The sequence below is a fragment of the Citrobacter amalonaticus Y19 genome, from assembly GCF_000981805.1.
Taxonomy (GTDB): Bacteria; Pseudomonadota; Gammaproteobacteria; order Enterobacterales; family Enterobacteriaceae; genus Citrobacter_A; species Citrobacter_A amalonaticus_C.
Window position 1 is genome coordinate 1,283,724 of record NZ_CP011132.1, and the last position, 24,790, is coordinate 1,308,513.

Annotated in this window: 25 protein-coding genes; 15 read left to right on the forward strand and 10 right to left on the reverse strand. The window is 55.8% G+C overall.

The window, feature by feature from the left end:
- The 6 genes from F384_RS05880 to xthA form a co-directional block, all read right to left on the reverse strand.
- A complete protein-coding gene (locus F384_RS05880; RefSeq protein ID WP_046479682.1) occupies window positions 1-1,308 on the reverse strand; it encodes a sulfurtransferase in 1,308 nt (435 codons plus the stop codon).
- A gap of 87 nt (window positions 1,309-1,395) precedes the next feature.
- The gene (locus F384_RS05885) at window positions 1,396-2,028 is read right to left on the reverse strand and encodes an ATP-binding cassette domain-containing protein (RefSeq protein WP_046479683.1); all 633 of its coding nucleotides are present in this window, start codon (window positions 2,026-2,028) and stop codon (window positions 1,396-1,398) included.
- On the reverse strand, window positions 2,028-3,563 hold the full coding sequence (locus F384_RS05890; RefSeq protein ID WP_046479685.1) for an ABC transporter permease subunit: 1,536 nt from the start codon (window positions 3,561-3,563) through the stop codon (window positions 2,028-2,030). The genes F384_RS05885 and F384_RS05890 overlap by 1 nt, the downstream gene beginning before the upstream one ends.
- The gene (locus F384_RS05895) at window positions 3,536-4,699 is read right to left on the reverse strand and encodes an ABC transporter substrate-binding protein (RefSeq protein WP_046479686.1); all 1,164 of its coding nucleotides are present in this window, start codon (window positions 4,697-4,699) and stop codon (window positions 3,536-3,538) included. The genes F384_RS05890 and F384_RS05895 overlap by 28 nt, the downstream gene beginning before the upstream one ends.
- 2 nt (window positions 4,700-4,701) lie before the next feature.
- Window positions 4,702-5,376, reverse strand: a complete 675-nt coding sequence (locus F384_RS05900; RefSeq protein ID WP_046479688.1) for a TVP38/TMEM64 family protein — start codon at window positions 5,374-5,376, stop codon at window positions 4,702-4,704.
- A gap of 9 nt (window positions 5,377-5,385) precedes the next feature.
- Window positions 5,386-6,192: an exodeoxyribonuclease III gene (xthA, locus tag F384_RS05905; protein WP_046497803.1), complete on the reverse strand. Its 807-nt coding sequence runs from the start codon at window positions 6,190-6,192 to the stop codon at window positions 5,386-5,388.
- Between the two features lie 445 nt (window positions 6,193-6,637).
- Between xthA and F384_RS05910 the strand changes: the two genes are divergently transcribed.
- The 7 genes from F384_RS05910 to ves all read left to right on the forward strand — a co-directional run bounded on the left by F384_RS05910 (window position 6,638) and on the right by ves (window position 14,235).
- On the forward strand, window positions 6,638-7,858 hold the full coding sequence (locus F384_RS05910; protein ID WP_046479689.1) for an aspartate aminotransferase family protein: 1,221 nt from the start codon (window positions 6,638-6,640) through the stop codon (window positions 7,856-7,858).
- Window positions 7,855-8,889, forward strand: a complete 1,035-nt coding sequence (astA, locus tag F384_RS05915) for an arginine N-succinyltransferase (RefSeq protein WP_046479690.1) — start codon at window positions 7,855-7,857, stop codon at window positions 8,887-8,889. Before F384_RS05910 ends, astA begins: the two co-directional genes overlap by 4 nt.
- The gene (astD, locus tag F384_RS05920) at window positions 8,886-10,364 is read left to right on the forward strand and encodes a succinylglutamate-semialdehyde dehydrogenase (RefSeq protein ID WP_046479692.1); all 1,479 of its coding nucleotides are present in this window, start codon (window positions 8,886-8,888) and stop codon (window positions 10,362-10,364) included. Before astA ends, astD begins: the two co-directional genes overlap by 4 nt.
- Window positions 10,361-11,704 (forward strand): N-succinylarginine dihydrolase, encoded by a 1,344-nt coding sequence (astB, locus tag F384_RS05925; RefSeq protein WP_046479694.1) that lies wholly within the window; start codon window positions 10,361-10,363, stop codon window positions 11,702-11,704. Before astD ends, astB begins: the two co-directional genes overlap by 4 nt.
- Window positions 11,697-12,665: a succinylglutamate desuccinylase gene (astE, locus tag F384_RS05930; RefSeq protein ID WP_046479695.1), complete on the forward strand. Its 969-nt coding sequence runs from the start codon at window positions 11,697-11,699 to the stop codon at window positions 12,663-12,665. The genes astB and astE overlap by 8 nt, the downstream gene beginning before the upstream one ends.
- A gap of 344 nt (window positions 12,666-13,009) precedes the next feature.
- On the forward strand, window positions 13,010-13,492 hold the full coding sequence (gene spy, locus F384_RS05935; protein WP_046479696.1) for an ATP-independent periplasmic protein-refolding chaperone Spy: 483 nt from the start codon (window positions 13,010-13,012) through the stop codon (window positions 13,490-13,492).
- Window positions 13,493-13,659: 167 nt separating this feature from the next.
- A complete protein-coding gene (gene ves / locus F384_RS05940) occupies window positions 13,660-14,235 on the forward strand; it encodes an environmental stress-induced protein Ves (RefSeq protein WP_046479698.1) in 576 nt (191 codons plus the stop codon).
- Between the two features lie 63 nt (window positions 14,236-14,298).
- Here ves and nadE read toward each other — a convergent pair whose 3' ends face one another.
- The gene (gene nadE / locus F384_RS05945) at window positions 14,299-15,126 is read right to left on the reverse strand and encodes an ammonia-dependent NAD(+) synthetase (protein ID WP_046479700.1); all 828 of its coding nucleotides are present in this window, start codon (window positions 15,124-15,126) and stop codon (window positions 14,299-14,301) included.
- Window positions 15,127-15,343: 217 nt separating this feature from the next.
- Here nadE and osmE point away from each other — a divergent pair, with 217 nt between their 5' ends.
- The 8 genes from osmE (at window position 15,344) to cedA (ending at window position 21,678) form a co-directional block, all read left to right on the forward strand.
- Window positions 15,344-15,682 (forward strand): osmotically-inducible lipoprotein OsmE, encoded by a 339-nt coding sequence (gene osmE / locus F384_RS05950; protein ID WP_042319412.1) that lies wholly within the window; start codon window positions 15,344-15,346, stop codon window positions 15,680-15,682.
- Between the two features lie 302 nt (window positions 15,683-15,984).
- Entirely contained in the window at window positions 15,985-16,305 is a 321-nt protein-coding gene (gene chbB / locus F384_RS05955) for a PTS N,N'-diacetylchitobiose transporter subunit IIB (RefSeq protein WP_046479701.1), read from the forward strand.
- A gap of 81 nt (window positions 16,306-16,386) precedes the next feature.
- Complete coding sequence (gene chbC, locus F384_RS05960) at window positions 16,387-17,745, forward strand: PTS N,N'-diacetylchitobiose transporter subunit IIC (RefSeq protein WP_046479702.1); 1,359 nt, start codon at window positions 16,387-16,389, stop codon at window positions 17,743-17,745.
- Between the two features lie 52 nt (window positions 17,746-17,797).
- Entirely contained in the window at window positions 17,798-18,145 is a 348-nt protein-coding gene (gene chbA, locus F384_RS05965; RefSeq protein ID WP_046479704.1) for a PTS N,N'-diacetylchitobiose transporter subunit IIA, read from the forward strand.
- A gap of 10 nt (window positions 18,146-18,155) precedes the next feature.
- Window positions 18,156-18,998: a transcriptional regulator ChbR gene (chbR, locus tag F384_RS05970; protein WP_080949887.1), complete on the forward strand. Its 843-nt coding sequence runs from the start codon at window positions 18,156-18,158 to the stop codon at window positions 18,996-18,998.
- Window positions 18,999-19,116: 118 nt separating this feature from the next.
- Window positions 19,117-20,472, forward strand: a complete 1,356-nt coding sequence (locus tag F384_RS05975; RefSeq protein WP_046479705.1) for a 6-phospho-beta-glucosidase — start codon at window positions 19,117-19,119, stop codon at window positions 20,470-20,472.
- An 11-nt stretch (window positions 20,473-20,483) separates the two neighbouring features.
- Window positions 20,484-21,242, forward strand: a complete 759-nt coding sequence (chbG, locus tag F384_RS05980) for a chitin disaccharide deacetylase (protein ID WP_046479707.1) — start codon at window positions 20,484-20,486, stop codon at window positions 21,240-21,242.
- A gap of 181 nt (window positions 21,243-21,423) precedes the next feature.
- Window positions 21,424-21,678 (forward strand): cell division activator CedA, encoded by a 255-nt coding sequence (gene cedA / locus F384_RS05985; RefSeq protein ID WP_080949888.1) that lies wholly within the window; start codon window positions 21,424-21,426, stop codon window positions 21,676-21,678.
- Between the two features lie 51 nt (window positions 21,679-21,729).
- Here the strand turns inward: cedA and tcyP are convergent, their stop codons facing one another.
- From tcyP to kduD, 3 genes are all read right to left on the reverse strand, one after another.
- Window positions 21,730-23,121, reverse strand: a complete 1,392-nt coding sequence (gene tcyP / locus F384_RS05990; protein WP_046479710.1) for a cystine/sulfocysteine:cation symporter — start codon at window positions 23,119-23,121, stop codon at window positions 21,730-21,732.
- A 132-nt stretch (window positions 23,122-23,253) separates the two neighbouring features.
- Window positions 23,254-23,844 carry a metal-dependent hydrolase gene (locus F384_RS05995; protein ID WP_042319395.1) on the reverse strand — a complete coding sequence of 197 codons (591 nt, stop codon included), beginning with the start codon at window positions 23,842-23,844 and terminating at the stop codon, window positions 23,254-23,256.
- A gap of 95 nt (window positions 23,845-23,939) precedes the next feature.
- On the reverse strand, window positions 23,940-24,701 hold the full coding sequence (gene kduD / locus F384_RS06000; protein WP_046479714.1) for a 2-dehydro-3-deoxy-D-gluconate 5-dehydrogenase KduD: 762 nt from the start codon (window positions 24,699-24,701) through the stop codon (window positions 23,940-23,942).
- Between the last annotated feature and the right edge of the window lie 89 nt (window positions 24,702-24,790).

Consider the following 24,790-nt stretch of genomic DNA (forward strand, 5'->3'; position numbering starts at 1 on the left):
TTATTTGCTGCTGTCCGGGCCGCGTTCGCCTGTGGACACTGGGTTTTTCGGATCGCTGCTCCACTCGTACCAGCCGCCGTCATACACTGAGACATTTTTCCAGCCCATCGCCCGGGCGTACATAAACGTCTCTGACGCGCGCCAGCCGGTGCCACAGTAAAAGGCGACCTGCTGGTCCGGCAGAATGTGCCACTGCTTCCACATTCCGGCGATATCTTCCGCGCTGCGCATGGTGCCGTCCGGGTTATGGAAATCTTCCATATGCGTTGAGTCGCTGCCGGCATGTCCCCAGCGCGCGCCGGCAATTTCACCTTTTGGCTTGATGTAGCTGTAACCGCTGGTGGTGCCAATAAATTCCGGCCAGGAGCGAATACTGACCAGCGACGCATCCTGACGGTGCAACAGCCCGCGAGCCTGCTCCATATCAAGCATCAACTGTGGCTGAGCCGGAATGGTCACGCCAAAATCGGGCTCCGGTTTAACCTTCGCGGGCGTACCGCGCTCGACCGGCAACCCGGCATCGGACCAGGTCTGCCAGCCACCGTCGAGCAGGCGAACGTCTTTCACCCCGGCATACAGCATGATTTGCGCCACCCGTGCCGCCGCGTAAACATCGCGACCGTACAGGATAACCGTGGTGTCGTGACGGATGCCGTGTTTCGCCAGCATCGCCTGTAGACTGGCGTCGGAGACTTTGTTCCACAGCGGTTCGCTTTCTACTTCATTGGTGTCGATGTAATCCGCACCCGGAATATGGTTGAGCAGATAAAACTTCGGCGCGCCCCAGGCAGCTTCGATCACTTTCCAGTCACCGGCGGGTTTTGCGGTCACCTCTTTACCCTGTTGCAGGTCATGCAGCCACAGCGGGTAAACCAGTTGTTCGAAATGCGGCAGTCGTTGCAGACGCGCCGGATCCTGTAGCGCATCGCTCAGCGTGGCAACCTGTCTCAGTCCCGCGTTTTGCAGTCGACTTTTCACCGCCTGCACGTCGCTGTCGTTGCCATACAGCGCGACAGGGGCGTCAGCATTCAGTTGATGCTGCTGGATCCAGGTGTTGAGCTGTTCGTCGCTCATGTTGTCGAGCCAGCGTGCGGAGAGGTTCAGGGCGGCGGGTTCATGTCCGGAAGGGCCGTTTACTGACTGCGGCCAGCCATTGTAGAACGCGCTTGGGCGGGTATCGATTGCCGTACCCTGTTTTTGCGCCAGTTGTTTGAAGTTGAGCGCCTGCGCCATATCAGCAGCCCAGGTGGAAGCGCAAGCGAGCCCTAAAGCCAGTGCCAGCGCGGTCATTTGAGAAACACGTTTCATCGAATTGCCCGACGTTGAGATAAGAAGGCGTCATTCTGTGCTCGCTGTAGTTGAAAAACTTTGCGTTAACGCAGTATGTCCGCAGTTTCACGACGCGGGCGATAATTGCAAAACGTGGCCTCCCGGCGGAACATCCTGCGCGTCATGGGTTACCTGAACGACAGGAATGTCCAGCCGACGCACTTCGTCAAAGACCCACTGGCGAAAGTCTGCCCGCCTGTCAGTATCAAGACGGCTGAACGGTTCATCCAGCAGCAACGTTCTGGGCTGCGCCAGCAGGGCGCGCAGCAGCGCAACCCGCGCGCGCTGACCGCCGGATAACGTCGCGGGATCGCGAGAAGAGAAACCCGCCATGCCCGCGCGTTCAAGCGCGCGATCAACCGCATCCCGGCGCGCCGCGCCTTTCAGACTGGCGGGCAGCGCCAGCATCAGGTTTTGTCCCACCGTAAAGTGATCAAACAGCAGGGCATCCTGAAATAAAATGCCGGTCTGGCGTTGGGTCGTCGGGAGCACATCCAGACGTTGCTCATCCCGCCACAGTTCGCCGCTGGCGTGCAGTGGCGATGTCAGAGCACCCACCATCCAGGAAAGCAGTGAAGACTTGCCGCAGCCGGAGGGGCCCATCAATGTGACAATGTCACCTTTTGCCACATCGAAGGTTAACGGGCCAAACAGCGGGGTTTGGTTAAGGGACAGGGTAAGATGGCGAACGGTGAGCATTAGCGCAATCCTTGTCGGCGGTGGCCGACCCATGATGAAAGCCCGGCCATCAGCGCGAACACCAACAGCGGTAACAGCAGTTGCCAGAGCGCCTGCGCGGCCAGGATGCCGGTGCTGCCGCCGCTGCTGAGAGCGACCGCTTCCGTCGTCAGCGTCGGGAAGCGGCCTGCGCCCAGCCAGAGTGTCGGCATATACTGCGCGATACTGACGGAGAACCCCACCGCCAGCGCCACCAGTGCAGGACGTAACATCTGCGGGCATTTAACGGTGCAAAAGATTTTCATCGGCGACCAGCCCAGCGTCCGGGCAATCAGCAGCAAACGGGGATCGATACGTTGCCAGGCCGGTTTCAGGACGAACAACATCCACGGTACAACCCACAGCAAATGCCCCCAGATGAGCGTGGCGAACTGACCGTCCAGTTCAAGGTGCAGCGCCAGCGCATATTGCCCCATCACCAGCGGCAACGCCGGAAGGAGGATCGGCAGCCAGATCCAATGATGTCCGCGCTGCGGTCCCCATTCCAGCCATAGCAGCAAAATGACTAACCCCAGCGCGCTGGCGGCCAGTCCCGCCATGACGCTGTGGGTTAACGCCTCGAGATTGAGCGTAGATTGCCGCGCAAGAACGGCCAATAATAGCGTGCACAGCACGCCCGTTGCGGGTAGCGACAGCGACAGCGTTTTTCCCGTCACGAGCGGAATACGGTGTTGACGCACGCCGCTGATGTCGGGAAGCGTGCGTCGCCAACGGCGCCAGAGCAGGTAGCCTGCGAGGATAAAGAGGGCGAGTAGTGCCAGCAAAAGCAGGCTCGCCAGCGCGCCTTTGATCTGCTGTTCACTGTCCCCCTGACTAAGCCATTGCCAGGAGAGAACCGCCAGCGTCGGCGGGTTGCCGGGACCCAGGATAATGGCAACATCGACCACCGAAATCGTCCACGCCACCACGGCCAGCATCACGATGCCCAGTCCGGGGGCGATGGCGGGCAATAACAACCAGCAGAGCGCCTGTCGACGGCTGTAGCCCATCGAATCCAGGACGATGACCTGCTGAGCGAGCCGTTTCTCACTCAGTAAAATCGACAAAACCCACAGCACGAAGGCGCTCTCTTTCACCGCCAGCGTCACGCCAGGCCCAATGCCGTAGCGATCGAGCGCGGGAGAGAGAAACGGCAGCGCGTGCCAGAGCAGCCCACCTTCGGCGAAGAGCAGCAGCGCGGCGCTGGCAAACGCGACATGGGGAATGGCTAACAGCCACGGCAGGCGGGTACTCAGCCGCCGCCAGCGCACGCCAGGCCAGGTCGCCACTACAATGGATAGCGCAATAAACAGCGCGCCAGCGGCGGCGATGAACACCGAAACCACGGTGGCCAGCAGCGCCTGCGGCAACTGGGGATCGGCAAAAAGCGCCTGCCAGTTCGCCAGCGACAGCGCGGGTGTTATCAGCAATACGCTGGCTGGCAGCAATGGCGCGTAAATCGCCGCCATGCACAGCCAGGCCAGAAGCATTAGCGCGAGCCGTAGCGGCGCAGCCATTCTTGCTCCAGCAGATTAACCCAGGCCGCATGAGGCTCTGGCAGGACGGCGGGCAGTCCGTTCGGGATGCGAGCTTCCAGCGCCGCCTGCTGCGCGGCTGGCAGTTTTTTCGCATCCAGTACCGACGGATCGCCCCAGAATGTCGGGTCGGCTTTACGCAACTGTGCGTCAGGCGAGAGCAGGAAGTTGGCGGTAAGCTTCGCCCCGGCGCTGGCGCGGGCGTTAGCCGGAATGGTGACAAAGTGAACGTTGCCAATCATTCCTTCGCTAAAGCCAAAGCTGTAGCTGCTTTTTGGCAATTCACCGCTGGCGACTTTTTGCTGAGCGTGTGCGGGGTTAAAGGTTAGCGACAGGCGTAGCGTCCCGCTGTTGAGCAACGCGTCCATCCGCGCCGGAGATGGCGGGAAATCCTTGCCTTCGCGCCACAGCGTTGGATGCAGCGCGTCAAGGTAGCGCCACAGCGGCGCGGTCACCCGGGCGAAAGTGGCGGCGTCTGGTGCGACGGTGAGCGCGTGCGCAGAGTCAGTCAGCGAGATCAATAACTGCTCCAGAAACGCCGTGCCGGTAAAGTCCGGCGGACGCGGGTAGCTGACGGTGCCCGGATGCGCCTGGGCAAATGCCAACAGCGCCTGCGGACTCTGCGGCGGCTGTGGCGTCAGGTTGCTGTCCGCGATAAACGTCAACTGCGCGCCGCCCCACGGAGATTCAGCCCCGTCAGTGGCAATGGAGAAATCTTCACGTACCGGTTTTTGCGTATCAACATAGCGCCAGTTGGGCAGCGTTTCCGCCCACTGGGTCTGCAACAATCCCGCCTCTTTCAACGTGCGGAAGTTTTCACCGTTGACCCACAGCAGGTCGACAGAACCGCCGGTTTTCCGCCCGGCGGCGGCTTCCGTCTGGATACGCTTCACGGCGTCAGCCGCATCGGCGAGGCGCACGATTTTAAGATCAACGCCGTAGTGGGTTTTCATCTCGCCGCTGACCCAGTCAAGGTACTGGTTAATGGCGGTGTCGCCGCCCCAGGCGTTGAACCAGACGGTCTGGCCTTTGGCCTCATCTTTGATCTGCTGCCAGTTCTGTCCGGCGTAGCTCTGAGCGGTCAGCAACAGGCCCGCGAATAGTAATCCCCAACGCATGGTTACTCCTGAAAAAAACGTGTTACCAGCCAACGGGAGGCCAGCGGTAATAATCCCAACAGGGCAAACGCGGCCAGCATCGCGGGAGAGATGATGTCGCGTATCGATGTTAACTGGCTTAACTGACGTCCGGCATTCAGATAAACCACGGTGGCAGGCAGCATCCCCAACTGGCTGACCCACCAGTAACGGCGCACGCCGACGGCGGTGAGACCTGCCAGCAGGTTGACGACAACGAACGGCAACAGCGGCATCAGGCGGAGCGCAAAGAGATAAAAGGCGCCGTCTCGCGCCATCCCGTGATTCACCGTTGCCATGTGCCGGGAAAAACGCCGCGACACCCAGTCACGCAGCAGATAGCGACTGGTCAGCATGGCGAGCGTCGCGCCCAGAGTTGACGAAAAAGAGACCAGCAACGTACCTTGCCAGAGGCCAAACAGCGCGCCGCCGAGCAGCGTCAGCAGCGCCGCGCCAGGAATCGACAGCGCCGCGATAGCGGTATAGAGCAGAAAATAGAGACTTGCGCTAAGAAAAGGGGACTGGCGCTGCCAGTCCGCCAGCAGTGAATGATGGTGCTTAAGCGTCTCCAGAGTGAGCAGACCGGGGGGCAACGTCCAGAGCACCCCGACGAGACAGAGGATCAGTACGCCTGTTAACCCCAGCTTTCTGGCGTTCACGAGTGAGCATCAAACCTTAAACGTTGCCCACACCGGCGCATGGTCAGACGGTTTTTCCATACTGCGAATGTCATAGTCAATACCGGTTTCCACACAGCGCTCCGCGAGCGGATTGCTTGCCAGCAACAGATCGATACGCAGACCACGGTTATCATCGAACCCCTTCGAGCGGTAATCAAACCACGAGAATTTGTCGGCGGATTCCGGGTGTGCGTGGCGGAAGATGTCAACCAGCCCCCAGCCCAGCAGGCGGTCCATCCATTCACGCTCTTCCGGCAGGAACGAACATTTGCCGGTGCGCAGCCAGCGCTTGCGGTTCTCTTCGCCAATGCCGATGTCCAGATCGGACGGGCTGATATTCATATCCCCCATGATCAGCACCGGGTTGTCGCGCTTGAGTTCGTTGTCGAGATAGTGTTGTAAGTTCTGATAAAACTGCGCTTTGGCCGGAAATTTAATCGGATGGTCACGGCTTTCGCCCTGCGGGAAATAGCCGTTGATCACCGTCAGGTTGCCCAGCGGAGAAGGGATCTCCGCCATGATGATGCGCCGCTGTGCTTCTTCGCCATCACCGGGAAAACCCCGACGCACGGCGATGGGTGTCTCTTTGGTCAGCAGCGCCACGCCATAGTGGCCTTTCTGACCGTGATAGAAAACGTTGTAGCCGAGTTTTGCGACATCTTCGAGCGGGAACATGTCGTCGTGAACTTTTGTCTCCTGTAGGCCAATAACATCGGGTTGGTGTTTTTCGACGATGGCTTCCAGTTGATGAGGTCTGGCGCGCAGGCCGTTGATATTAAAAGAGACAAATTTCATAGTCGCTGCCACTTTGCTGGATGAATAGTGCATGGATGGTAGCAGAATTTCCGCAAGCTGACTGCTCATAATGGTGAGATTCCGGCAATGAGTGCGAATGGTGTTAACAATGGGGCAACCTTTGCCCTGTTTTAGGGCAGATTGCGTCACCATGGCGCAGAAATTTCCTGTAAATTTCGTATAGGATCACATTTCCAGAATTATATTTGGTCTGTGCATAATATTGCGGTTTTTCCTCTAATTACTCCTCTTTCATGCAAACATATTCACTTTATATGCACACTTAGTGAATATCGTTGGGTTATAACTCGTTGATTTCCCGTTGCTGACAACCGTTTATGCATTTTTTCCGCTGGCTGGCATGAAGACTGCAATCTACATTTACAGCGCAAACACTACTATTAATTAACATATAAATAACTTTTTATTCACCAATGAGGTCGCTATGTCTCAGTCAATTACGCGTGAAAATTTTGATGAATGGATGATGCCCGTTTATGCACCGGCGCCTTTTATTCCGGTTCGTGGCGAAGGTTCACGCTTGTGGGATCAGCAGGGTAAAGAGTATATCGACTTCGCGGGGGGCATTGCGGTAAATGCGCTGGGACACGCGCATCCAGAATTGCGCGACGCACTGAATAACCAGGCGAGCAAGTTCTGGCATACCGGCAACGGCTACACCAACGAACCGGCGCTGCGACTGGCGAAAAAGTTAATCGACGCCACCTTTGCCGATCGCATCTTCTTCTGCAACTCCGGTGCCGAAGCCAACGAGGCGGCGCTGAAACTGGCGCGCAAATATGCCCACGACCACCATGGCAGCAATAAAAGCGGCATTGTGGCATTTAAGAATGCCTTTCACGGTCGCACGCTGTTCACCGTCAGCGCCGGGGGACAACCCGCCTATTCGCAGGATTTCGCGCCGTTGCCGCCGGAGATCCGTCACGCCGTTTATAACGATATTAACTCTGCCAGCACGCTGATTGACGATACCACCTGCGCGGTCATCGTCGAACCCATGCAGGGGGAAGGCGGCGTGCTGCCTGCAACCCAGGCCTTCCTGCAAGGGCTGCGAGAGCTGTGCGATCGACATAATGCGCTGCTGATTTTTGATGAAGTGCAGACTGGCGTGGGCCGTACCGGTGAGCTGTATGCCTACATGCACTACGGCGTTACGCCGGATCTCCTGACCACCGCCAAGGCGCTGGGCGGCGGCTTCCCTATCGGCGCACTGCTGGCCAGTGAGAAATGCGCCAGCGTCATGACTGTCGGAACCCACGGCACCACCTATGGCGGTAACCCACTGGCAACCGCCGTCGCCGGGAAATTACTCGATATCGTCAATACGCCCGCGATGCTGAACGGCGTGAAACAGCGCCATGACTGGTTCGTGGAGCGTCTGAATGTCATTAATCTGCATACCGGAGTGTTCAGTGAAATTCGCGGGCTGGGACTGCTGATTGGCTGTGTACTGAACGATAAGTTTGCCGGCAAAGCCAAACAGATCTCCCAGGAAGCCGCGAAAGCGGGCGTGATGGTGCTGATTGCCGGGGGCAACGTGGTGCGCTTCGCTCCGGCGCTGAACGTCACCCAGGAAGAGGTGGCGACCGGTCTTGACCGTTTTGCGCTTGCCTGCGAACAAATTACCGCCGGAGGTTCATCATGATGGTGATCCGTCCCATTGAGCACGGCGATATCGGCGCGCTGATGCAACTGGCCAGTAAAACCGGCGGCGGACTGACTTCGCTACCGGCCAATGAAGCCACGCTGGCGGCGCGTATCGATCGTTCCCTGAAAACCTGGCAGGGCGAATTGCCGAAAAGTGAACAGGGTTATGTCTTTGTGCTGGAGGATCTGGACACCGGCACCGTGGCGGGGATTTGCGCGATTGAAGTCGCCGTGGGGCTTAACGATCCCTGGTACAACTATCGCGTCGGAACGCAGGTGCATGCCTCAAAAGAGCTGAACGTCTATAACGCGCTGCCGACGCTGTTTCTCAGTAACGATCACACGGGCAGCAGCGAACTGTGCACGCTGTTCCTCGACCCCGACTGGCGCAAAGAGGGCAACGGCTACCTGCTGTCCAAATCGCGCTTCATGTTTATGGCGGCGTTTCGCGACCACTTTAATGAAAAGGTGGTCGCGGAAATGCGAGGCGTGATCGACGAGCACGGCTATTCTCCGTTCTGGCAAAGCCTGGGGAAACGCTTTTTCTCGATGGAATTTTCCCGCGCCGATTTTCTCTGCGGTACCGGGCAGAAAGCGTTTATTGCTGAACTGATGCCGAAGCATCCGATTTATACCCACTTTCTCTCCGACGAGGCGCAGGCGGTGATTGGCGAAGTTCATCCGCAAACCGCCCCGGCGCGCGCCGTACTGGAGAAAGAAGGATTCCGCTATCGCAATTACATTGACATCTTCGACGGCGGTCCGACGCTGGAATGTGACATCGACCGGGTACGGGCGATCCGTAAAAGTCGGTTGATAGAGGTTGCCGAAGGGCAGCCTGCGACCGGTGATTTTCCGGCCTGCCTGGTGGCGAATGAGAACTACCGCCACTTCCGCGTCATGCTGGTACGCGCCGACCCGAATACACAACGTCTGGTGCTGACCGCCGCACAACTGGATGCCCTGAAATGTCACGCGGGAGATCGGGTTCGCTTTGTCCGTCTCTGCGCTGAGGAGAAAACGGTATGACTTTATGGATTAACGGCGACTGGGTGACCGGTCAGGGTGAACATCGGGTGAAAACAGATCCGGTACAGGGTGACGTGCTCTGGGAAGGCCATGATGCCGATGCCGCGCAGGTGATGCAGGCGGCCCGTGCCGCGCGCGCGGCTTTTCCGGCCTGGGCCCGACGTCCCTTCAGCGAACGCCAGGCGATTGTCGAAAAATTTGCCGGATTACTGGAGAACAATAAAGCCGAACTGACCGCCATTATTGCCCGCGAAACCGGCAAGCCGCGCTGGGAAGCAGCGACGGAAGTGACGGCGATGACTAACAAAATCGCCATTTCCGTTAAGGCGTATCATGCCCGCACCGGCGAGCAACTGAGTGAGTTGCCCGACGGCGCGGCGACGCTTCGCCACCGTCCGCATGGCGTGCTGGCGGTGTTTGGCCCGTATAACTTTCCGGGACACCTGCCGAACGGGCACATTGTGCCAGCGCTGCTGGCGGGCAACACCTTACTCTTTAAGCCCAGCGAACTGACGCCGTGGACCGCAGACGCGGTGACTCGACTCTGGGAACAGGCCGGTCTACCGCATGGGGTGCTGAATCTGTTGCAGGGCGGCCGTGAAACGGGACAGGCGCTGAGCGCGCTGGACGCCCTCGACGGACTGCTGTTTACCGGCAGCGCGAATACGGGCTATCAGTTGCATCGTCAGCTTGCCGGACAGCCGGAAAAAATCCTTGCCCTCGAAATGGGCGGCAACAACCCGTTGATTATTGAGGATCCGGCGGATATCGATGCGGCGGTACACCTGACTATTCAGTCCGCGTTTGTCACGGCCGGGCAGCGCTGTACCTGCGCACGTCGGCTGCTGGTGAAGAAAGGCGCGCAGGGCGATGCGTTTCTCGCGCGGCTGGTGGACGTCAGCCAGCGCATCCAGCCAGGTCGCTGGGACGATGAGCCGCAACCGTTCATTGGTGGGCTTATCTCCGAACAGGCGGCGCGTCATGTCTTTGACGCCTGGCTTCAGCTTGAGTCGCTTGGCGGACAGACGCTGCTGGCACCGCGCCTGCTACAGGCTGGCACCTCGTTGTTATCGCCGGGCATTATTGAGCTGACGGGCGTGGCGAATCTTCCCGATGAGGAGGTCTTTGGTCCGCTGCTTGGCGTCTGGCGTTATGAACGCTTCGACGAAGCGATCGCGATGGCCAACAACACCCGCTTTGGACTTTCCTGTGGACTGGTCTCGCCCGATCGTGCGCAGTTCGACCAGCTACTGCTGGAGGCGCGTGCGGGGATCGTCAACTGGAACAAGCCGCTTACCGGTGCCGCCAGTACCGCGCCGTTTGGTGGCATAGGGGCTTCCGGAAACCATCGCGCCAGCGCCTGGTATGCCGCCGATTATTGCGCCTGGCCGATGGCGAGTCTGGAATCCCCGGCGTTGACGTTGCCAGCAACGCTGAGTCCGGGCCTCGACTTCTCGCGTGAGGCATCCGTATGAAAGCACGCGAGGTTAACTTTGATGGACTGGTGGGGCTGACGCACCATTATGCCGGGTTATCGTTCGGTAACGAGGCGTCCACCCGTCATCGCTTTCAGGTTTCGAACCCGCGTCTGGCGGCGAAGCAGGGGTTGCTTAAGATGAAGGCGCTGGCGGATGCGGGGTACCCGCAGGCGGTGATCCCGCCGCACGAGCGGCCGTTTATTCCGGCATTACGCCAGTTGGGGTTTAGCGGTAGCGATGAGCAGGTGATCGAGAAAGTGGCGCGTCAAGCGCCGCACTGGCTCTCCAGCGTCAGTTCCGCATCGCCGATGTGGGTGGCAAACGCGGCGACGGTTGCTCCGTCGGCGGATACGCTGGATGGCAAAGTGCATCTGACGGTCGCCAACCTCAATAACAAGTTCCACCGTTCAATCGAAGCGCCCACCACAGAGGCGTTGCTGCGGGCGATTTTCCGCGACGAACGCTATTTCGCGGTGCATTCAGCATTGCCGCAGGTGGCGATGCTCGGCGATGAAGGGGCGGCTAACCATAATCGCCTCGGCGCAGAGTATGGCGAGCCGGGGACGCAGCTCTTTGTCTACGGGCGTGAAGAGGGCGGTAATACGCGGCCTTCACGCTATCCGGCGCGTCAAACCCGTGAGGCCAGCGAGGCCGTGGCCCGCCTGAATCAGGTGAATCCACAGCAGTGTATTTTTGCCCAGCAGCACCCGGACGTCATCGACCTCGGCGTGTTTCACAACGATGTGATTGCGGTCTCGAACCGGGAAGTGCTGTTCTGCCATGAGCAGTCCTTTGCGAAACAGAACGAGGTCATGAATCAACTGCGCGCACGGGTGCCAGGCTTTACGCCTATTGTGGTGCCGGCGGCTGACGTGTCGGTGCCGGATGCGGTCGCGACGTATCTGTTTAACAGCCAGCTGCTGAGCCGGGATGACGGCTCGATGATGCTGGTTCTGCCACAGGAGTGCCGCGAACACGCGGGCGTGTGGCGTTATCTGACGAACCTGCTGGAAGCCGATAACCCAATTCGCGACATGCGGGTATTTGACCTGCGCGAAAGTATGTCAAATGGCGGAGGGCCTGCCTGTCTGCGGTTACGGGTGGTGTTAACCGCAGAGGAATATCAGGCGGTCAATCCGGCCGTGATGATGAATGACGTTCTGTTTAATGCACTTAATGACTGGGTGGATCGCTACTATCGCGACCGCCTGACCGCGGCGGATCTCGCCGACCCGCAACTGCTGCGTGAAGGGCGCGACGCGCTGGATACGCTGACCCAACTGTTGCAGCTTGGTTCTGTTTATCCGTTCCAGCAATCGGGAGGCGGGCATGGATGATTTCCTCGCCGTCACGCTGGCAGGTTCGATGCCGACAGTCCGGGAAGGTGAGAAGGAGGGCTTTCGCTGGCGCTGGGTTGATGCCGGTATTCTCGAACTTACGCCCGTCATCGCAACCGATCGCGCACTGGTGATCTCCGCCGGTATTCATGGCAACGAAACCGCGCCGGTGGAGATACTTAATGCGCTGCTGAGGGCGCTGTCGAAAGGGGAGATAACGCTGCGCTGGCGACTGCTGGTGATCCTCGGCAATCCACAGGCGCTGGCAGACGGGAAACGTTACTGCCACAGCGATATGAACCGGATGTTTGGCGGACGCTGGCAGCTGTTTGCCGAAAGCGGCGAGACGCAGCGCGCACGTCAACTTGAGCACGGTCTGGAAGAGTTCTTTGCGACGGGCACGGAGTCGATTCGCTGGCATCTGGATCTGCACACTGCCATTCGCGGCTCTCACCATTTGCGCTTTGGCGTGTTGCCTCAACGGCCAGTCCCCTGGGATGAGGCGTTTCTCGGTTGGCTGGGCGCCGCAGGGCTGGAAGCGCTGGTGTTCCATCAAACGCCCGGAGGCACCTTTACCCACTTCAGCGCAGAACACTTCGGCGCGCTCGCCTGTACGCTGGAGTTGGGCAAAGCGTTGCCTTTCGGTCACAACGATCTTCGCCAGTTCGCTCCGACCTCTGCCGCACTGACCTGTTTACTGACGGGGCAAATTGACCAGGCCGATGGCACTCCGCCTGTCCGCTACCGGGTGGCGTCACAGATCACCCGGCGCAGCGATGCGTTTGTGCTGCACATGGACAGCCAGACGCTCAACTTTACCCCGTTTACCGCAGGCACGCTGCTGGCGGAAGATGGCGATGAGCGTTTTATGGTTACGCATGACGTGGAATACGTGCTATTTCCCAACCCCGGCGTGGCGTTGGGATTACGTGCTGGTTTGATGCTGGAGAAAATAAGTTAACGTATTTCCCGCAGGCGAGGGCCTGTGGGTTTTATTTTATTGTGCGCCGGGAAATTAATCCGGACTATTCCTGGTGAACTGCTTTATTTATCATCACTACTCAGGTATAGTTCTTCATATTCCCTGTAAAATCATGTTGTTGTCATTTTTCCTTTCAACTCTTCACCATAATTTCTTTTTTTCTCCACAATTGGCGAAAAAATGTTTTTTACACTTTCATTGTTTTACCGATGCTCTGACTAATTGACGATTAAGTCGGTAAAGTTAATCTCGTCAACACGGCGCTGTACTTCTTCGGAGGTGACAAGAAAGCCGTAAAATAACTGAAAGGAAGGATAAAGATTATGCGTAAATTAACTGCACTGTTTGTTGCCTCTGGGCTGGCGCTGGGCGCTGCGAACCTGGCTCATGCAGCGGATACCACCGCTGCGCCGGCAGACGCCAAACCGATGATGCAACATAAAGGCAAATTTGGTCCACATCATGACATGATGTTTAAAGACCTGAACCTGACCGATGCTCAGAAACAGCAGATCCGCGACATCATGAAGGACAAGCGTGATCAGATGAAGCGTCCGCCAGTTGAAGAACGCCGCGCAATGCACGACATCATCGCCAGCGATACCTTCGATAAAGCGAAGGCAGAAGCGCAGATTGCGAAGATGGAAGAGCAGCGCAAAGCCAATATGCTGGCACACATGGAAACGCAGAATAAGATCTACAACATTCTGACCCCGGAACAGAAAAAACAATTTAATGCCAATTTTGAGAAGCGTCTGACAGAACGTCCGGCGCGTGACGGTAAAATGCCTGTACCTGCTGAGTAATCGCTTAGCAGACCTATTCGAAGACCGCCGGTCTTGTCCATCCTCTCCACTGAGGCGATGGGCAGGATCGGCGGTTTTTTCTTTGTCTGACCCTAAGGAAAATCATCGTGGCTGCCGATAACGACGTTGTGCTTTATTATGTTGCATGATGTTTATCAGGAGTGATGATGCAATACTTTGATATCCGCAAGATGCCGGTCAATCTCTGGCGCAACGGCGCCGGTGAAACGCGTGAAATTTGCTGTTTTCCTCCGGCGACCCGCGACTTTCACTGGCGCGCCAGCATTGCTTCTATCGCCGGTAATGGCGAATTTTCGCTCTTTCCAGGTGTTGAGCGGGTGATCACTCTGCTGGAAGGCAGCGAAGTGACGCTGGAAAGCCAGGGGGCGTTCAGCCACACCCTCAAGCAGCATCAGCCGTTTACGTTTGCCGGTGAGCGCGTGGTGAAAGCCAAACTCACGGAAGGGCAGATGTCGATGGATTTTAATATCATGACCCGGCGTGACGCCTGCCAGGCGAAAGTTCGGGTGGCCGATCGCACCTTCACGACCTTTGGCTCGCGCGGTGGCGTGGTATTTGTCATTAGCGGTGCCTGGCAACTGGGCGATAAACTGCTGACGGCGGATCAGGGCGCCTGCTGGCACGACGGAAAACATACGCTACGGCTGCTGAAAGCGGAGGGAAAACTGTTGTTTAGCGAGATAACCTGGCTGCGGGGGTACTCCCCGGACGACGTTCAATGACGGCGACGCATGGCTCACTTCTGCGTGCAGGCCAGAGGGACGCACCCTCTGGCGGGTTCATTTTTATTGCTTCCAGAAGTCATCAAACACGGTAATCGGCGGACGGCGCTTATGCTCCGTCTTCAGATACCAGCCTTCAATGATTTTCGCGATGGCGGCATCCACCGCTTTTCCTTCCAGATAGTCATCGATGTTTTCATAGGTCACGCCCAGCGCGGCTTCATCCGGCAGAGAAGGGCGATCGTCTTCGAGATCGGCGGTAGGCGCTTTCTTATAAAGGTGCTCCGGACAACCCAATGCCGCCAGCAGTTGTTTCCCCTGGCGCTTGTTGAGGCGAAATAGCGGATTAATATCCGTACCACCGTCGCCGTACTTGGTGAAGAAACCGGTGATGGCCTCTGCCGCATGGTCGGTACCCACCACCACGCCGCTGGTCATACCCGCGATACTGTACTGCGCCTTCATGCGCTCACGGGCTTTTTCATTGCCACGGACGAAATCGCTCAGTTCAATACCGGCTTCCCGCAGGGCCTGTTCGCTCGCCAGCACGGCACCTTTGATATTCACAGTCAACACGCGGTCTGGCTGGATAAAGTCGATGGCGTCCTGACAATCCTGCTCATCAGCCTGGACGCCATAGGGCAGGCGAACGGCGATAAATTGCAGCGCGTCGTTACCGGTTTCAGCACGCAGTTCGCTGATAGCGGTCTGGCACAGTTTACCTGCCAGCGTCGAGTCTTGCCCCCCGCTGATGCCCAGCACCAGGCTTTTCAGGAAGGGATAGCGTTGTAGATACGCTTTCAGGAAATCTACGCTGCGGCGAATTTCCTCTTCTGGATTAATGTGCGGTTTTGCGCCAAGCGCTTTGATGATCTCTTGTTGCAGAGTCATTTACCCCCTCCCACTATAAAAGAATAAAATCAGACCGTGTTTAAGCTAACCCTTTGCTGTGTAAACGACAAGAGAACACAGGCTGAGTGGTGCTTAAAACGACATCCTGCCGCCTGAACGGAATCTGGCGAAACATTCGCGCGCTAAGCGTTAGCTTGAAAAATAACAGATTCTATTCCAGGCTTATATAACATGCTGATTAGAAAGAGGACGAAAAATGAACAGGACTATTGCAGGAATTTTCAGTGCAGCGGCGGTATTAACAATGCTTGCAGGGTGTACGGCGTACGATCGTACGAAAGACCAATTTGTCCAGCCTGTGGTCAAAGATGTGAAAAAAGGCATGAGCCGCGCGCAGGTTGCGCAGATTGCCGGGAAACCGTCGTCTGAGGTGAGCATGATCCATGCTCGCGGTACCTGCCAGACCTACATCCTGGGTCAACGTGATGGTAAAGCGGAAACCTATTTCGTGGCGCTGGATGATACCGGCCATGTTATCAACTCAGGCTACCAGAGCTGCGCTGAGTACGACACCGACCCGCAGGCAGCGAAGTAGTCATAACTGTCTATTGCCTGAACAGCTCAACAAACCGGCCACTGCGCCGGTTTTTTTGTAACGAAGATGATCTTATTTATTGATGCGAATTATTTACCCGAAGTGTGAGGGGTGTCATAACGCCAGGTCAATGAGAGACAATTTAGTTGGTCAAGGAAATACCATCAACAGGTGCGATGCCGTATACTCATTTCAGACACAGAAATAAGTTTTCCGGTTACGCAGGTTGTCCAGAACATAGATGCAGGTTGAGGCTTGCGGCGTGTCTGGTTGACAGATAATCGCACATGAGGAATGTCTGAATGGAAAAGAAACACATTTATCTGTTTTGCTCTGCGGGTATGTCTACCTCTTTGTTAGTGTCAAAGATGCGCGCGCAGGCGGAAAAGTACGAAGTCCCGGTTATTATTGATGCATTCCCGGAAACGCTTGCCGGAGAAAAAGGACCCGACGCCGACGTGGTATTATTAGGTCCGCAAATTGCTTATATGTTGCCCGAAATTCAGCGTTTGTTACCGAACAAACCTGTAGAAGTGATTGACTCGCTGCTGTATGGCAAAGTCGATGGTTTAGGCGTGCTTAAGGCTGCGGTTGCAGCAATTAAAAAAGCCGCTGCAAATTAATATTTTAAATTTTCCCGTCAAAGAGTTATTTCATTTACATATACCGCAATAATCAATTGCGGTTTTTAAGGGTATTTTTCTATGAGTAACGTCATTGCTTCACTTGAAAAGGTACTCCTTCCTTTTGCTGTCAAAATAGGAAAGCAGCCACACGTTAATGCAATCAAAAACGGCTTTATTCGTTTAATGCCATTAACCCTCGCGGGGGCCATGTTTGTATTAATCAATAACGTTTTCCTGAGCTTTGGGGAGGGGTCATTTTTTTATTCCCTCGGCGTTCGGCTGGATGCATCAACTATTGAAAATCTCAATAGTCTGAAAGGCATCGGCGGAAACGTTTATAACGGTACGTTAGGCATTATGTCACTGATGGCGCCATTCTTTATCGGTATGGCACTGGCGGAAGAACGCAAAGTCGACTCCCTGGCGGCCGGTCTGTTATCGGTTGCGGCCTTTATGACCGTAACGCCTTACAGCGTGGGCGAAGCCTATGCGGTAGGGGCGAACTGGTTGGGCGGCGCGAATATCATTTCCGGTATTATTATCGGTCTGGTCGTCGCGGAAATGTTTACCTTTATTGTTCATCGCAACTGGGTAATCAAATTACCCGATAGCGTACCGGCATCCGTCTCCCGTTCATTCTCAGCATTGATTCCGGGTTTTATTATCCTCTCGGTGATGGGGATCATCGCCTGGGCGCTGACGACCTGGGGAACCAACTTCCACCAGATCATTATGGATACCATCTCTACACCGCTGGCATCGCTGGGCAGCGTGGTTGGCTGGGCGTACGTGCTCTTTGTTCCGCTGCTGTGGTTCTTCGGTATCCACGGATCGCTTGCGCTGACGGCGCTGGACAGCGGCATCATGACGCCGTGGGCGCTGGAAAACATCTCTATCTATCAGCAGTATGGTTCAGTGGATGCCGCGCTCGCTGCCGGTAAGACGTTCCACGTCTGGGCCAAGCCGATGCTCGACTCCTATATTTTCCTCGGCGGCAGCGGCGCAACGCTGGGTCTGATCCTCGCGATTTTCATCGCCTCTCGCCGTGCGGATTATCGCCAGGTGGCGAAGCTGGCGTTACCTTCTGGTCTCTTCCAGATTAACGAACCGATTCTGTTTGGTCTGCCGATCATCATGAACCCGGTGATGTTCATTCCGTTCATTCTGGTCCAACCGATTCTGGCCGCGATTACGCTGATAGCGTACTACCTGGGTATCATCCCGCCGATAACTAACATCGCGCCGTGGACCATGCCGACCGGGCTGGGGGCGTTCTTTAACACCAACGGCAGCGTTGCTGCTCTGCTGGTCGCCTTGTTCAACTTAGGGATTGCGACCCTGATTTACCTGCCGTTCGTGGTGGTTGCAAACAATGCGCAGAACGTTATCGACAAGGAAGAGAGCGAAGAAGATATCGCTAATGCACTGAAATTTTAAGTTTAACCCGGCATGTGGCAACGCATGCCGGGCCGTCAAAGAGGAATGATTTATGATGGATCTCGATAATATTACTGATACGCAGGCCGAAGCCGAAGAGCTCGAAGAAGTGGTGATGGGGCTTATTATCAACTCCGGGCAGGCGCGCAGTCTGGCCTACGCGGCGTTGAAGCAGGCGAAGCAGGGCGACTTCGACGCGGCGAAAATGATGATGGAGCAGTCGCGCATGGCGCTGAATGAAGCGCATCTGGTGCAGACGAAACTGATTGAAGGCGATCAGGGCGAAGGTAAAATGAAAGTCAGTCTGGTTCTGGTTCACGCGCAGGATCACCTGATGACGTCAATGCTGGCCCGCGAACTGGTGACAGAGTTGATTGAGCTTCATGAGAAGCTGAAATAGTAAGGAGTCGATGATGCAACTACAGGCTACCGCACCGGAAATCACCATTGCCCGTGAACAACAGTTGTTTAACGGTAAAAATTTCCATGTCTTTATCTACAACAAGACAGAGAGCGCCTGCGGACTGCATCAGCACGATTACTATGAATTTACGCTGGTGCTCACGGGGCGCTATTACCAGGAGATCAACGGTAAACGCGTGCTGCTGGAACGGGGCGATTTTGTGTTTGTCCCGCTCGGGTCGCACCATCAGAGCTTCTACGAGTTCGGCGCAACGCGTATTCTCAACGTTGGTATCAGTAAACGTTTTTTTGAACAGCACTACAGCCCGCTCATGCCGTTCTGTTTTGTGGCATCGCAGGTCTATCGCACCAACAGCGCATTTTTAACCTATGTCGAGACGGTTATCGCGTCGCTCAACTTTCGTGATACCGGACTGGAAGAGTTTGTCGAAGTGGTCACCTTCTACATTATCAACCGTCTGCGCCATTATCGTGAAGAACAGGTTCTTGATGATATTCCGCAGTGGCTGAAAGCCACCGTGGAAACCATGCATAATAAAGCGCAGTTTGGCGAGAATGCTCTGGAAAATATGGTTTCCCTGTCCGCCAAATCTCAGGAATACCTGACGCGAGCGACTCAGCGTTATTACAGCAAAACGCCGATGCAATTGATTAATGAAATTCGCATCAACTTTGCCAAGAAACAGCTGGAGATGACGAACTATTCCGTAACGGATATTGCCTATGAAGCGGGATACAGTAGTCCAAGCCTGTTTATTAAGACGTTTAAAAAAATGACGTCATTTACGCCTAATAGCTACAGAAAAAAACTCACGCAATATAATCAGTAATTTTTTTACTCAACAACCAGGTTTACGCTTGCCCATTATTGACGCGGGACGCCTGCGTCATACCTGACAGAGGGCAGAGCATCATTCACGCCAGTGTTAAGCACTGAAGGGAGAAACGATGAGCCAGAAATTAAAAGTCGTCACCATTGGTGGCGGGAGCAGTTACACCCCGGAATTGCTGGAAGGATTTATTAAGCGCTACCACGAATTGCCGGTTTCCGAATTGTGGCTGGTTGACGTCGAAGGTGGCGAAGAAAAACTGGATATCATTTACCAACTTTGCCAGCGCATGATTGAAAAAGCCGGCGTGCCGATGAAGGTGTTCAAGACCCTGGATCGCCGTGAAGCGCTGAAAGATGCCGATTTCGTGACTACGCAACTGCGCGTAGGACAGTTGAAAGCGCGTGAACTGGATGAGCGTATTCCGCTGAGCCACGGCTATCTGGGACAGGAAACCAACGGTGCCGGTGGCCTGTTCAAAGGGTTGCGTACCATCCCGGTGATTTTCGACATCATTAAAGACGTGGAAGCGTTGTGCCCGAATGCCTGGGTGATTAACTTTACCAACCCGGCCGGCATGGTCACTGAGGCAGTCTATCGCCATACGAACTTCAAACGCTTTATTGGCGTGTGCAACATTCCGGTAGGGATGAAGATGTTCATCCACGATGTGCTGGCGCTGAAAGAGAGTGACAACCTGTCGATCGACCTGTTTGGTCTCAACCACATGGTGTTCATCAAAGATGTGATCGTCAATGGTCAGTCACGCTTTGCCGAACTGCTGGACGGCGTGGCCTCGGGTCAGCTTAAAGCGTCGACGGTGAAAAACATTTTCGATCTGCCGTTCAGCGAAGGGCTGATTCGTTCTCTGAATCTGCTGCCATGCTCGTATCTGCTGTACTACTTCAAGCAAAAAGAGATGCTGGCGATCGAGATGGGTGAATACTATAAGGGCGGCGCGCGGGCACAAATCGTGCAGAAGGTCGAGAAACAGCTGTTCGATCTGTATAAGAACCCGGAACTGAACGTCAAGCCGAAGGAGCTGGAACAGCGCGGCGGTGCATACTACTCTGACGCCGCCTGTGAAGTCATTAATGCGATTTTCAATGACAAGCAGACCGAACATTACGTCAACATTCCGCATCACGGTCACGTTGATAACATTCCGGCTGACTGGGCGGTAGAGATGACCTGTACGCTGGGCCGCGACGGGGCTACGCCGACGCCGCGCATTACCCATTTTGACGAGAAAGTGTTGGGATTGATCTATACCATCAAAGGCTTTGAAGTGGCTGCCAGCAATGCGGCGCTGAGCGGTGAGTTTAACGATGTGCTGCTGGCGCTGAACCTGAGTCCGCTGGTGCATTCGGATCACGACGCAGAAGGTCTGGCGCGTGAACTGATTCTGGCGCACGAAAAGTGGTTGCCAAACTTTGCCGGGTGCATCGCGAAGCTGAAAGGCGCACAACACTAAAGAGGTTGGCTATGGAACGCTTATTGATTGTAAACGCGGACGATTTTGGCCTGAGCAAAGGGCAAAACTACGGCATCGTGGAGGCCTGTCGCCACGGCGTGGTGACGTCGACCACGGCGCTGGTAAACGGTGATGCCATTGAGCATGCGGTCACGTTAAGCCGTGACCTGCCGACGCTGGCGGTGGGCATGCACTTTGTTCTGACGCTGGGAAAACCTCTGACCGAGATGCCGGGATTAACCCGTGAAGGGCGTCTGGGAAAATGGATCTGGCAGATGGCTGAGGAAGATACGTTGCCACTGGACGACATCGCCCGTGAGCTTGCCTGTCAGTATCAGCGTTTCATCGACCTGTTCGGGCGGGAGCCTACGCATCTGGATAGTCATCACCATGTGCATATGTTCCCGCAACTCTTCCCCCTTGTTGCGCGTTTTGCCGCAGAGCGCAATGTTGCACTGCGCATTGACCGCCAGTCGGTGTTTCAGGCGGCAGATCTTCCGGCGACGCTGCGCAGTTCGCAGGGATTCAGCAGTGAGTTTTATGGGGAAGAAATTACTGAAGCGTTGTTTCTTCATGTTCTCGATGACTCCGCAAAGCGTGGAGAATCCTCACTGGAAGTCATGTGTCACCCGGCGTTTGTCGACGATACCATCCGTCAGAGCGCTTACTGTTACCCCCGTTTGACTGAGCTGGACGTGCTGACCTCGGCATCGCTCAAGTATGCGATTGCGGAACGCGGCTACCGTCTGGGCAGTTTTCTTGATGTCTGACTCCTGAGTTTGCGGCGCGTGGTGCGCCGCTTTTTTTTGCCCATCGCCGTGTTCTTGTTTTCATTTTCCCTCTCCCGCCCTGTTAATTTCGTTATCGCCTGCGCAAACGCACGCCCGGTGCAGGACGTGCAGGGGTAAAATCGGCTAAGATAGTTCTTTTCTGATTTTTGAATTTGTCTTAGTGAAGCAATTAATGATGAAACCTCTTCGCCAACAAAATCGCCCGGTTATTAGCTATGTTCCGCGTGTTGAACCTGCACCGCCCGAACATGCGATAAAAATGGACGCGTTTCGTGACGTGTGGATCTTGCGCGGGAAGTATGTCGCGTTTGTCTTAATGGGGGAGTCATTCCACCGTTCGCCGACGTTTAGCGAGGCGGAATCGGCCCAGCGCTGGGCAAATCAGGTTCGTCAGGAAAACGAAATAGCGGATTAATTCCGGTATAAAAAAACCGCCCCGAAGGGCGGTTTTCTGTTTTTGGGATACTTAGTGATGCGCCAGTTCGGCGTCGTCTTCAGCATCCAGAATGGTTTTATCGGTTTGCTTCAGCCACTGGCTGGTCAACGTACCGGCCGTCATCGAACCGCTGACGTTCAGCGCGGTACGACCCATGTCGATCAGCGGCTCAACGGAGATGAGCAGCGCCACCAGAGTGACAGGCAGGCCCATTGCTGGCAGAACAATCAGCGCCGCGAACGTGGCGCCGCCACCGACACCGGCTACCCCGGCGGAGCTGACGGTAACAATACCGACCAGCGTTGCAATCCAGACCGGATCCAGCGGGTTAATGCCAACCGTCGGCGCCACCATGACGGCCAGCATGGCCGGATACAAACCAGCACAACCGTTCTGACCAATCGTCGCGCCGAAGGAGGCGGCGAAGCTGGCGATAGATTCCGGCACGCCCAGACGACGGGTTTGCGCTTCCACGTTCAGCGGGATAGAGGCTGCGCTGGAACGACTGGTGAAGGCGAAGGTCAGAACCGGCCACACTTTGCGGAAGTATTTGAGCGGGCTCACGCCATTCACGCCCAGCAACACGCCGTGGACGACGAACATAATGCCCAGGCCGAGGTATGAGGCGACAACAAAGCTACCCAGCTTAATGATGTCCTGCAGGTTGGAACCGGCCACCACTTTGGTCATCAGCGCCAGGACGCCATAAGGCGTTAACTGCATGACCAGGCGGACCAGTTTCATCACCCAGCTTTGCAGGGTGTCGATAGCGGTCAGCACGCGTTCGCCTTTTGGCGCATCATCTTTCAGTAATTTCAGCGCCGCGACACCGAGGAAGGCGGCAAAAATCACCACGCTGATGATAGAGGTGGGGTTCGCGCCGGTCAGATCGGCAAACGGGTTTTTCGGGACAAACGAGAGCACCAGTTGTGGGACGCTGAGATCGGCCACTTTACCGACATAGTTGGTTTCAATGGCATTCAGACGCGCTGTCTCTGCGCCGCCTTGAACCAGACCCTCGGCGGTCAGACCAAACAGATTAGTCACCAGCACCCCGACCAGTGCGGCAATCAGCGTAGTGAACAGCAGAGTACCGATGGTCAGGAAGCTGATTTTGCCCAACTGAGAGGCATTATGCAGACGGGCAACCGCGCTCAGAATCGAGGCGAATACCAGCGGCATGACGATCATTTGCAGCAGTTGAACGTAGCCGTTACCGACGATGTTGAACCACTGAACGGAATCTTTCAGTACCTGGCTGTCAGAGCCATAAATGGTGTGCAGCGCAAGGCCAAAGACCACGCCCATGACCAGACCGACCAGTACTTTCTTTGCCAGACTCCATTGTTTGTGGCGGGCTTGCGCCAGCACAAACAGCAGAATGACGAACACCACGATGTTCGCGATTAATGGAAAATTCATCCCCGTTCTCCTGATTTTATTATTCGTCCCGCTGAGTCACAGCGATCCTGTTGTCGCAAGGTTAGCAGAACTGTGACCTGGCTCTTATATTCAAATGGAATTGTTTATGCCAAAAACGCGATTTCCGCTGTTTTACTGGTCGATTTGATGCTTTATAAAGCGATTGAACTGCCATTGCAGCGTGTTAATCATATCGGATGACCAGCGAACTGCACTGTTCTGGGGCAAGGTTTGTGGCATCCACACCGCCCAGGCAAACAGCGCCATGCAGAGAAATCGTTCCAGTTGATTGCCCTTTTGCGGGACCAGAATCGGCAGGCGAAAGCGCCAGCGACAGGGCCAGAGCAGAGGGACGCCCGCTGGCGTCAGCATATCCGCAGCAATATGACTCAGATAGCCCACCACCATGCCCTGTAAGGCGTCGGCGGGGATGACCCAACTCTCCGGCACCTTCAGGTAGAAGGTGGCCAGCAGCGCAAAGACGGCCAACAGACTGTGGGTAAATCCGCGATGACCAAACGCCCGGGCGATCGGTTTCGAAACCCATTTCAGGCGCTGACCGAGGAATGACTTTGGGTGATCGATGTCCGGTAACAGACAGGTCAGAATCGCGGAGGGAACAATATGCCACCAGTCACCCTGCGCGAGCACGGGCGTCAGCTCCGCGTTTTTAGCGAACACCGCGCAGGCAATTGAAAAGAGGAGGTGACCTTCCGCCGTCATGATAAAACCTGATAAACTGTGAATTCGTACAGTATAGGATTTTTATACAGTGGGCGGAAGTGGTGACGTTGTAACTCTTTGTCAATAATGCGCGTTTATCGCGCTAACCAACCCCCATCGACGGCAAGCGTATAACCGTTGATGTAATCCGACGCGGGTGATGCGAGGAAAACGACCGGGCCTTGTAGATCCTCTGGCGTTCCCCAGCGCCCCACCGGGATGCGATCGACAATCTCTTGATTGCGCCCGGCATCTTCCCGCAGTTGTTGGGTATTGTTGGTCGCCATGTAGCCGGGAGCGATGGCGTTGACGTTAATCTGATGCGGTGCCCACTCGTTGGCTAATAATCGGGTAATGCCCAGCACGCCGCTCTTTGAGGCCGTATAGGACGGGACGCGAATCCCGCCCTGAAACGACAGCATTGAGGCGATATTAATGATTTTGCCGCCCAGACCCTGAGCGATGAACTGGCGCGCCACGGCCTGGGAGAGAAAGAAGAGTGATTTGAGGTTCAGATTCATCACGTCATCCCAGTCTTTTTCAGTAAAACTGAGCGCGTCTTCGCGACGAATGGTCCCGGCGTTGTTCACCAGAATGTCGATGCGACCGAATTTCTCAACCGCCTGGGCGATAACATCCGCGATAACCTCCTGCTGGCTCAGGTCGGCCTGAATGGCGAAAAAGCGCCGTCCCAGCGCGTCCACTTTGGCGGCGGTGTCATGAGGGAGATTGCGGTTCACGCCGACGATGTCGCAACCGGCTTGCGCCAGTGCAACCGTCATCCCTTGTCCAAGTCCGGTATCGCAACCGGTGACGATGGCGACTTTACCTGTGAGACGAAATGCATCCAGAATCATAATGACCTCGGCTATCCGTTTTTATCTGTTATGTGCCCTGAAATAAGGATAGGAGAGGAGCGGAAGGAATACAATTAAAATGAAACGTT

Bases quoted from the DNA above. Each gene is read 5' to 3' on its own strand.
- ves (WP_046479698.1), top strand. From the start codon at position 13,660: ATGCAATACTTTGATATCCGCAAGATGCCGGTCAATCTCTGGCGCAAC.
- chbB (WP_046479701.1), top strand. From the start codon at position 15,985: ATGGAAAAGAAACACATTTATCTGTTTTGCTCTGCGGGTATGTCTACC.
- F384_RS05995 (WP_042319395.1), bottom strand. From the start codon at position 23,844: ATGACGGCGGAAGGTCACCTCCTCTTTTCAATTGCCTGCGCGGTGTTC.
- chbC (WP_046479702.1), top strand. From the start codon at position 16,387: ATGAGTAACGTCATTGCTTCACTTGAAAAGGTACTCCTTCCTTTTGCT.
- F384_RS05975 (WP_046479705.1), top strand. From the start codon at position 19,117: ATGAGCCAGAAATTAAAAGTCGTCACCATTGGTGGCGGGAGCAGTTAC.
- F384_RS05890 (WP_046479685.1), bottom strand. From the start codon at position 3,563: ATGGCTGCGCCGCTACGGCTCGCGCTAATGCTTCTGGCCTGGCTGTGC.
- kduD (WP_046479714.1), bottom strand. From the start codon at position 24,701: ATGATTCTGGATGCATTTCGTCTCACAGGTAAAGTCGCCATCGTCACC.
- osmE (WP_042319412.1), top strand. From the start codon at position 15,344: ATGAACAGGACTATTGCAGGAATTTTCAGTGCAGCGGCGGTATTAACA.
- F384_RS05895 (WP_046479686.1), bottom strand. From the start codon at position 4,699: ATGCGTTGGGGATTACTATTCGCGGGCCTGTTGCTGACCGCTCAGAGC.
- tcyP (WP_046479710.1), bottom strand. From the start codon at position 23,121: ATGAATTTTCCATTAATCGCGAACATCGTGGTGTTCGTCATTCTGCTG.
- F384_RS05885 (WP_046479683.1), bottom strand. From the start codon at position 2,028: ATGCTCACCGTTCGCCATCTTACCCTGTCCCTTAACCAAACCCCGCTG.
- astA (WP_046479690.1), top strand. From the start codon at position 7,855: ATGATGGTGATCCGTCCCATTGAGCACGGCGATATCGGCGCGCTGATG.
- astB (WP_046479694.1), top strand. From the start codon at position 10,361: ATGAAAGCACGCGAGGTTAACTTTGATGGACTGGTGGGGCTGACGCAC.
- chbA (WP_046479704.1), top strand. From the start codon at position 17,798: ATGATGGATCTCGATAATATTACTGATACGCAGGCCGAAGCCGAAGAG.
- astE (WP_046479695.1), top strand. From the start codon at position 11,697: ATGGATGATTTCCTCGCCGTCACGCTGGCAGGTTCGATGCCGACAGTC.
- spy (WP_046479696.1), top strand. From the start codon at position 13,010: ATGCGTAAATTAACTGCACTGTTTGTTGCCTCTGGGCTGGCGCTGGGC.
- astD (WP_046479692.1), top strand. From the start codon at position 8,886: ATGACTTTATGGATTAACGGCGACTGGGTGACCGGTCAGGGTGAACAT.
- chbR (WP_080949887.1), top strand. From the start codon at position 18,156: ATGATGCAACTACAGGCTACCGCACCGGAAATCACCATTGCCCGTGAA.
- F384_RS05910 (WP_046479689.1), top strand. From the start codon at position 6,638: ATGTCTCAGTCAATTACGCGTGAAAATTTTGATGAATGGATGATGCCC.
- F384_RS05880 (WP_046479682.1), bottom strand. From the start codon at position 1,308: ATGAAACGTGTTTCTCAAATGACCGCGCTGGCACTGGCTTTAGGGCTC.
- chbG (WP_046479707.1), top strand. From the start codon at position 20,484: ATGGAACGCTTATTGATTGTAAACGCGGACGATTTTGGCCTGAGCAAA.
- nadE (WP_046479700.1), bottom strand. From the start codon at position 15,126: ATGACTCTGCAACAAGAGATCATCAAAGCGCTTGGCGCAAAACCGCAC.
- xthA (WP_046497803.1), bottom strand. From the start codon at position 6,192: ATGAAATTTGTCTCTTTTAATATCAACGGCCTGCGCGCCAGACCTCAT.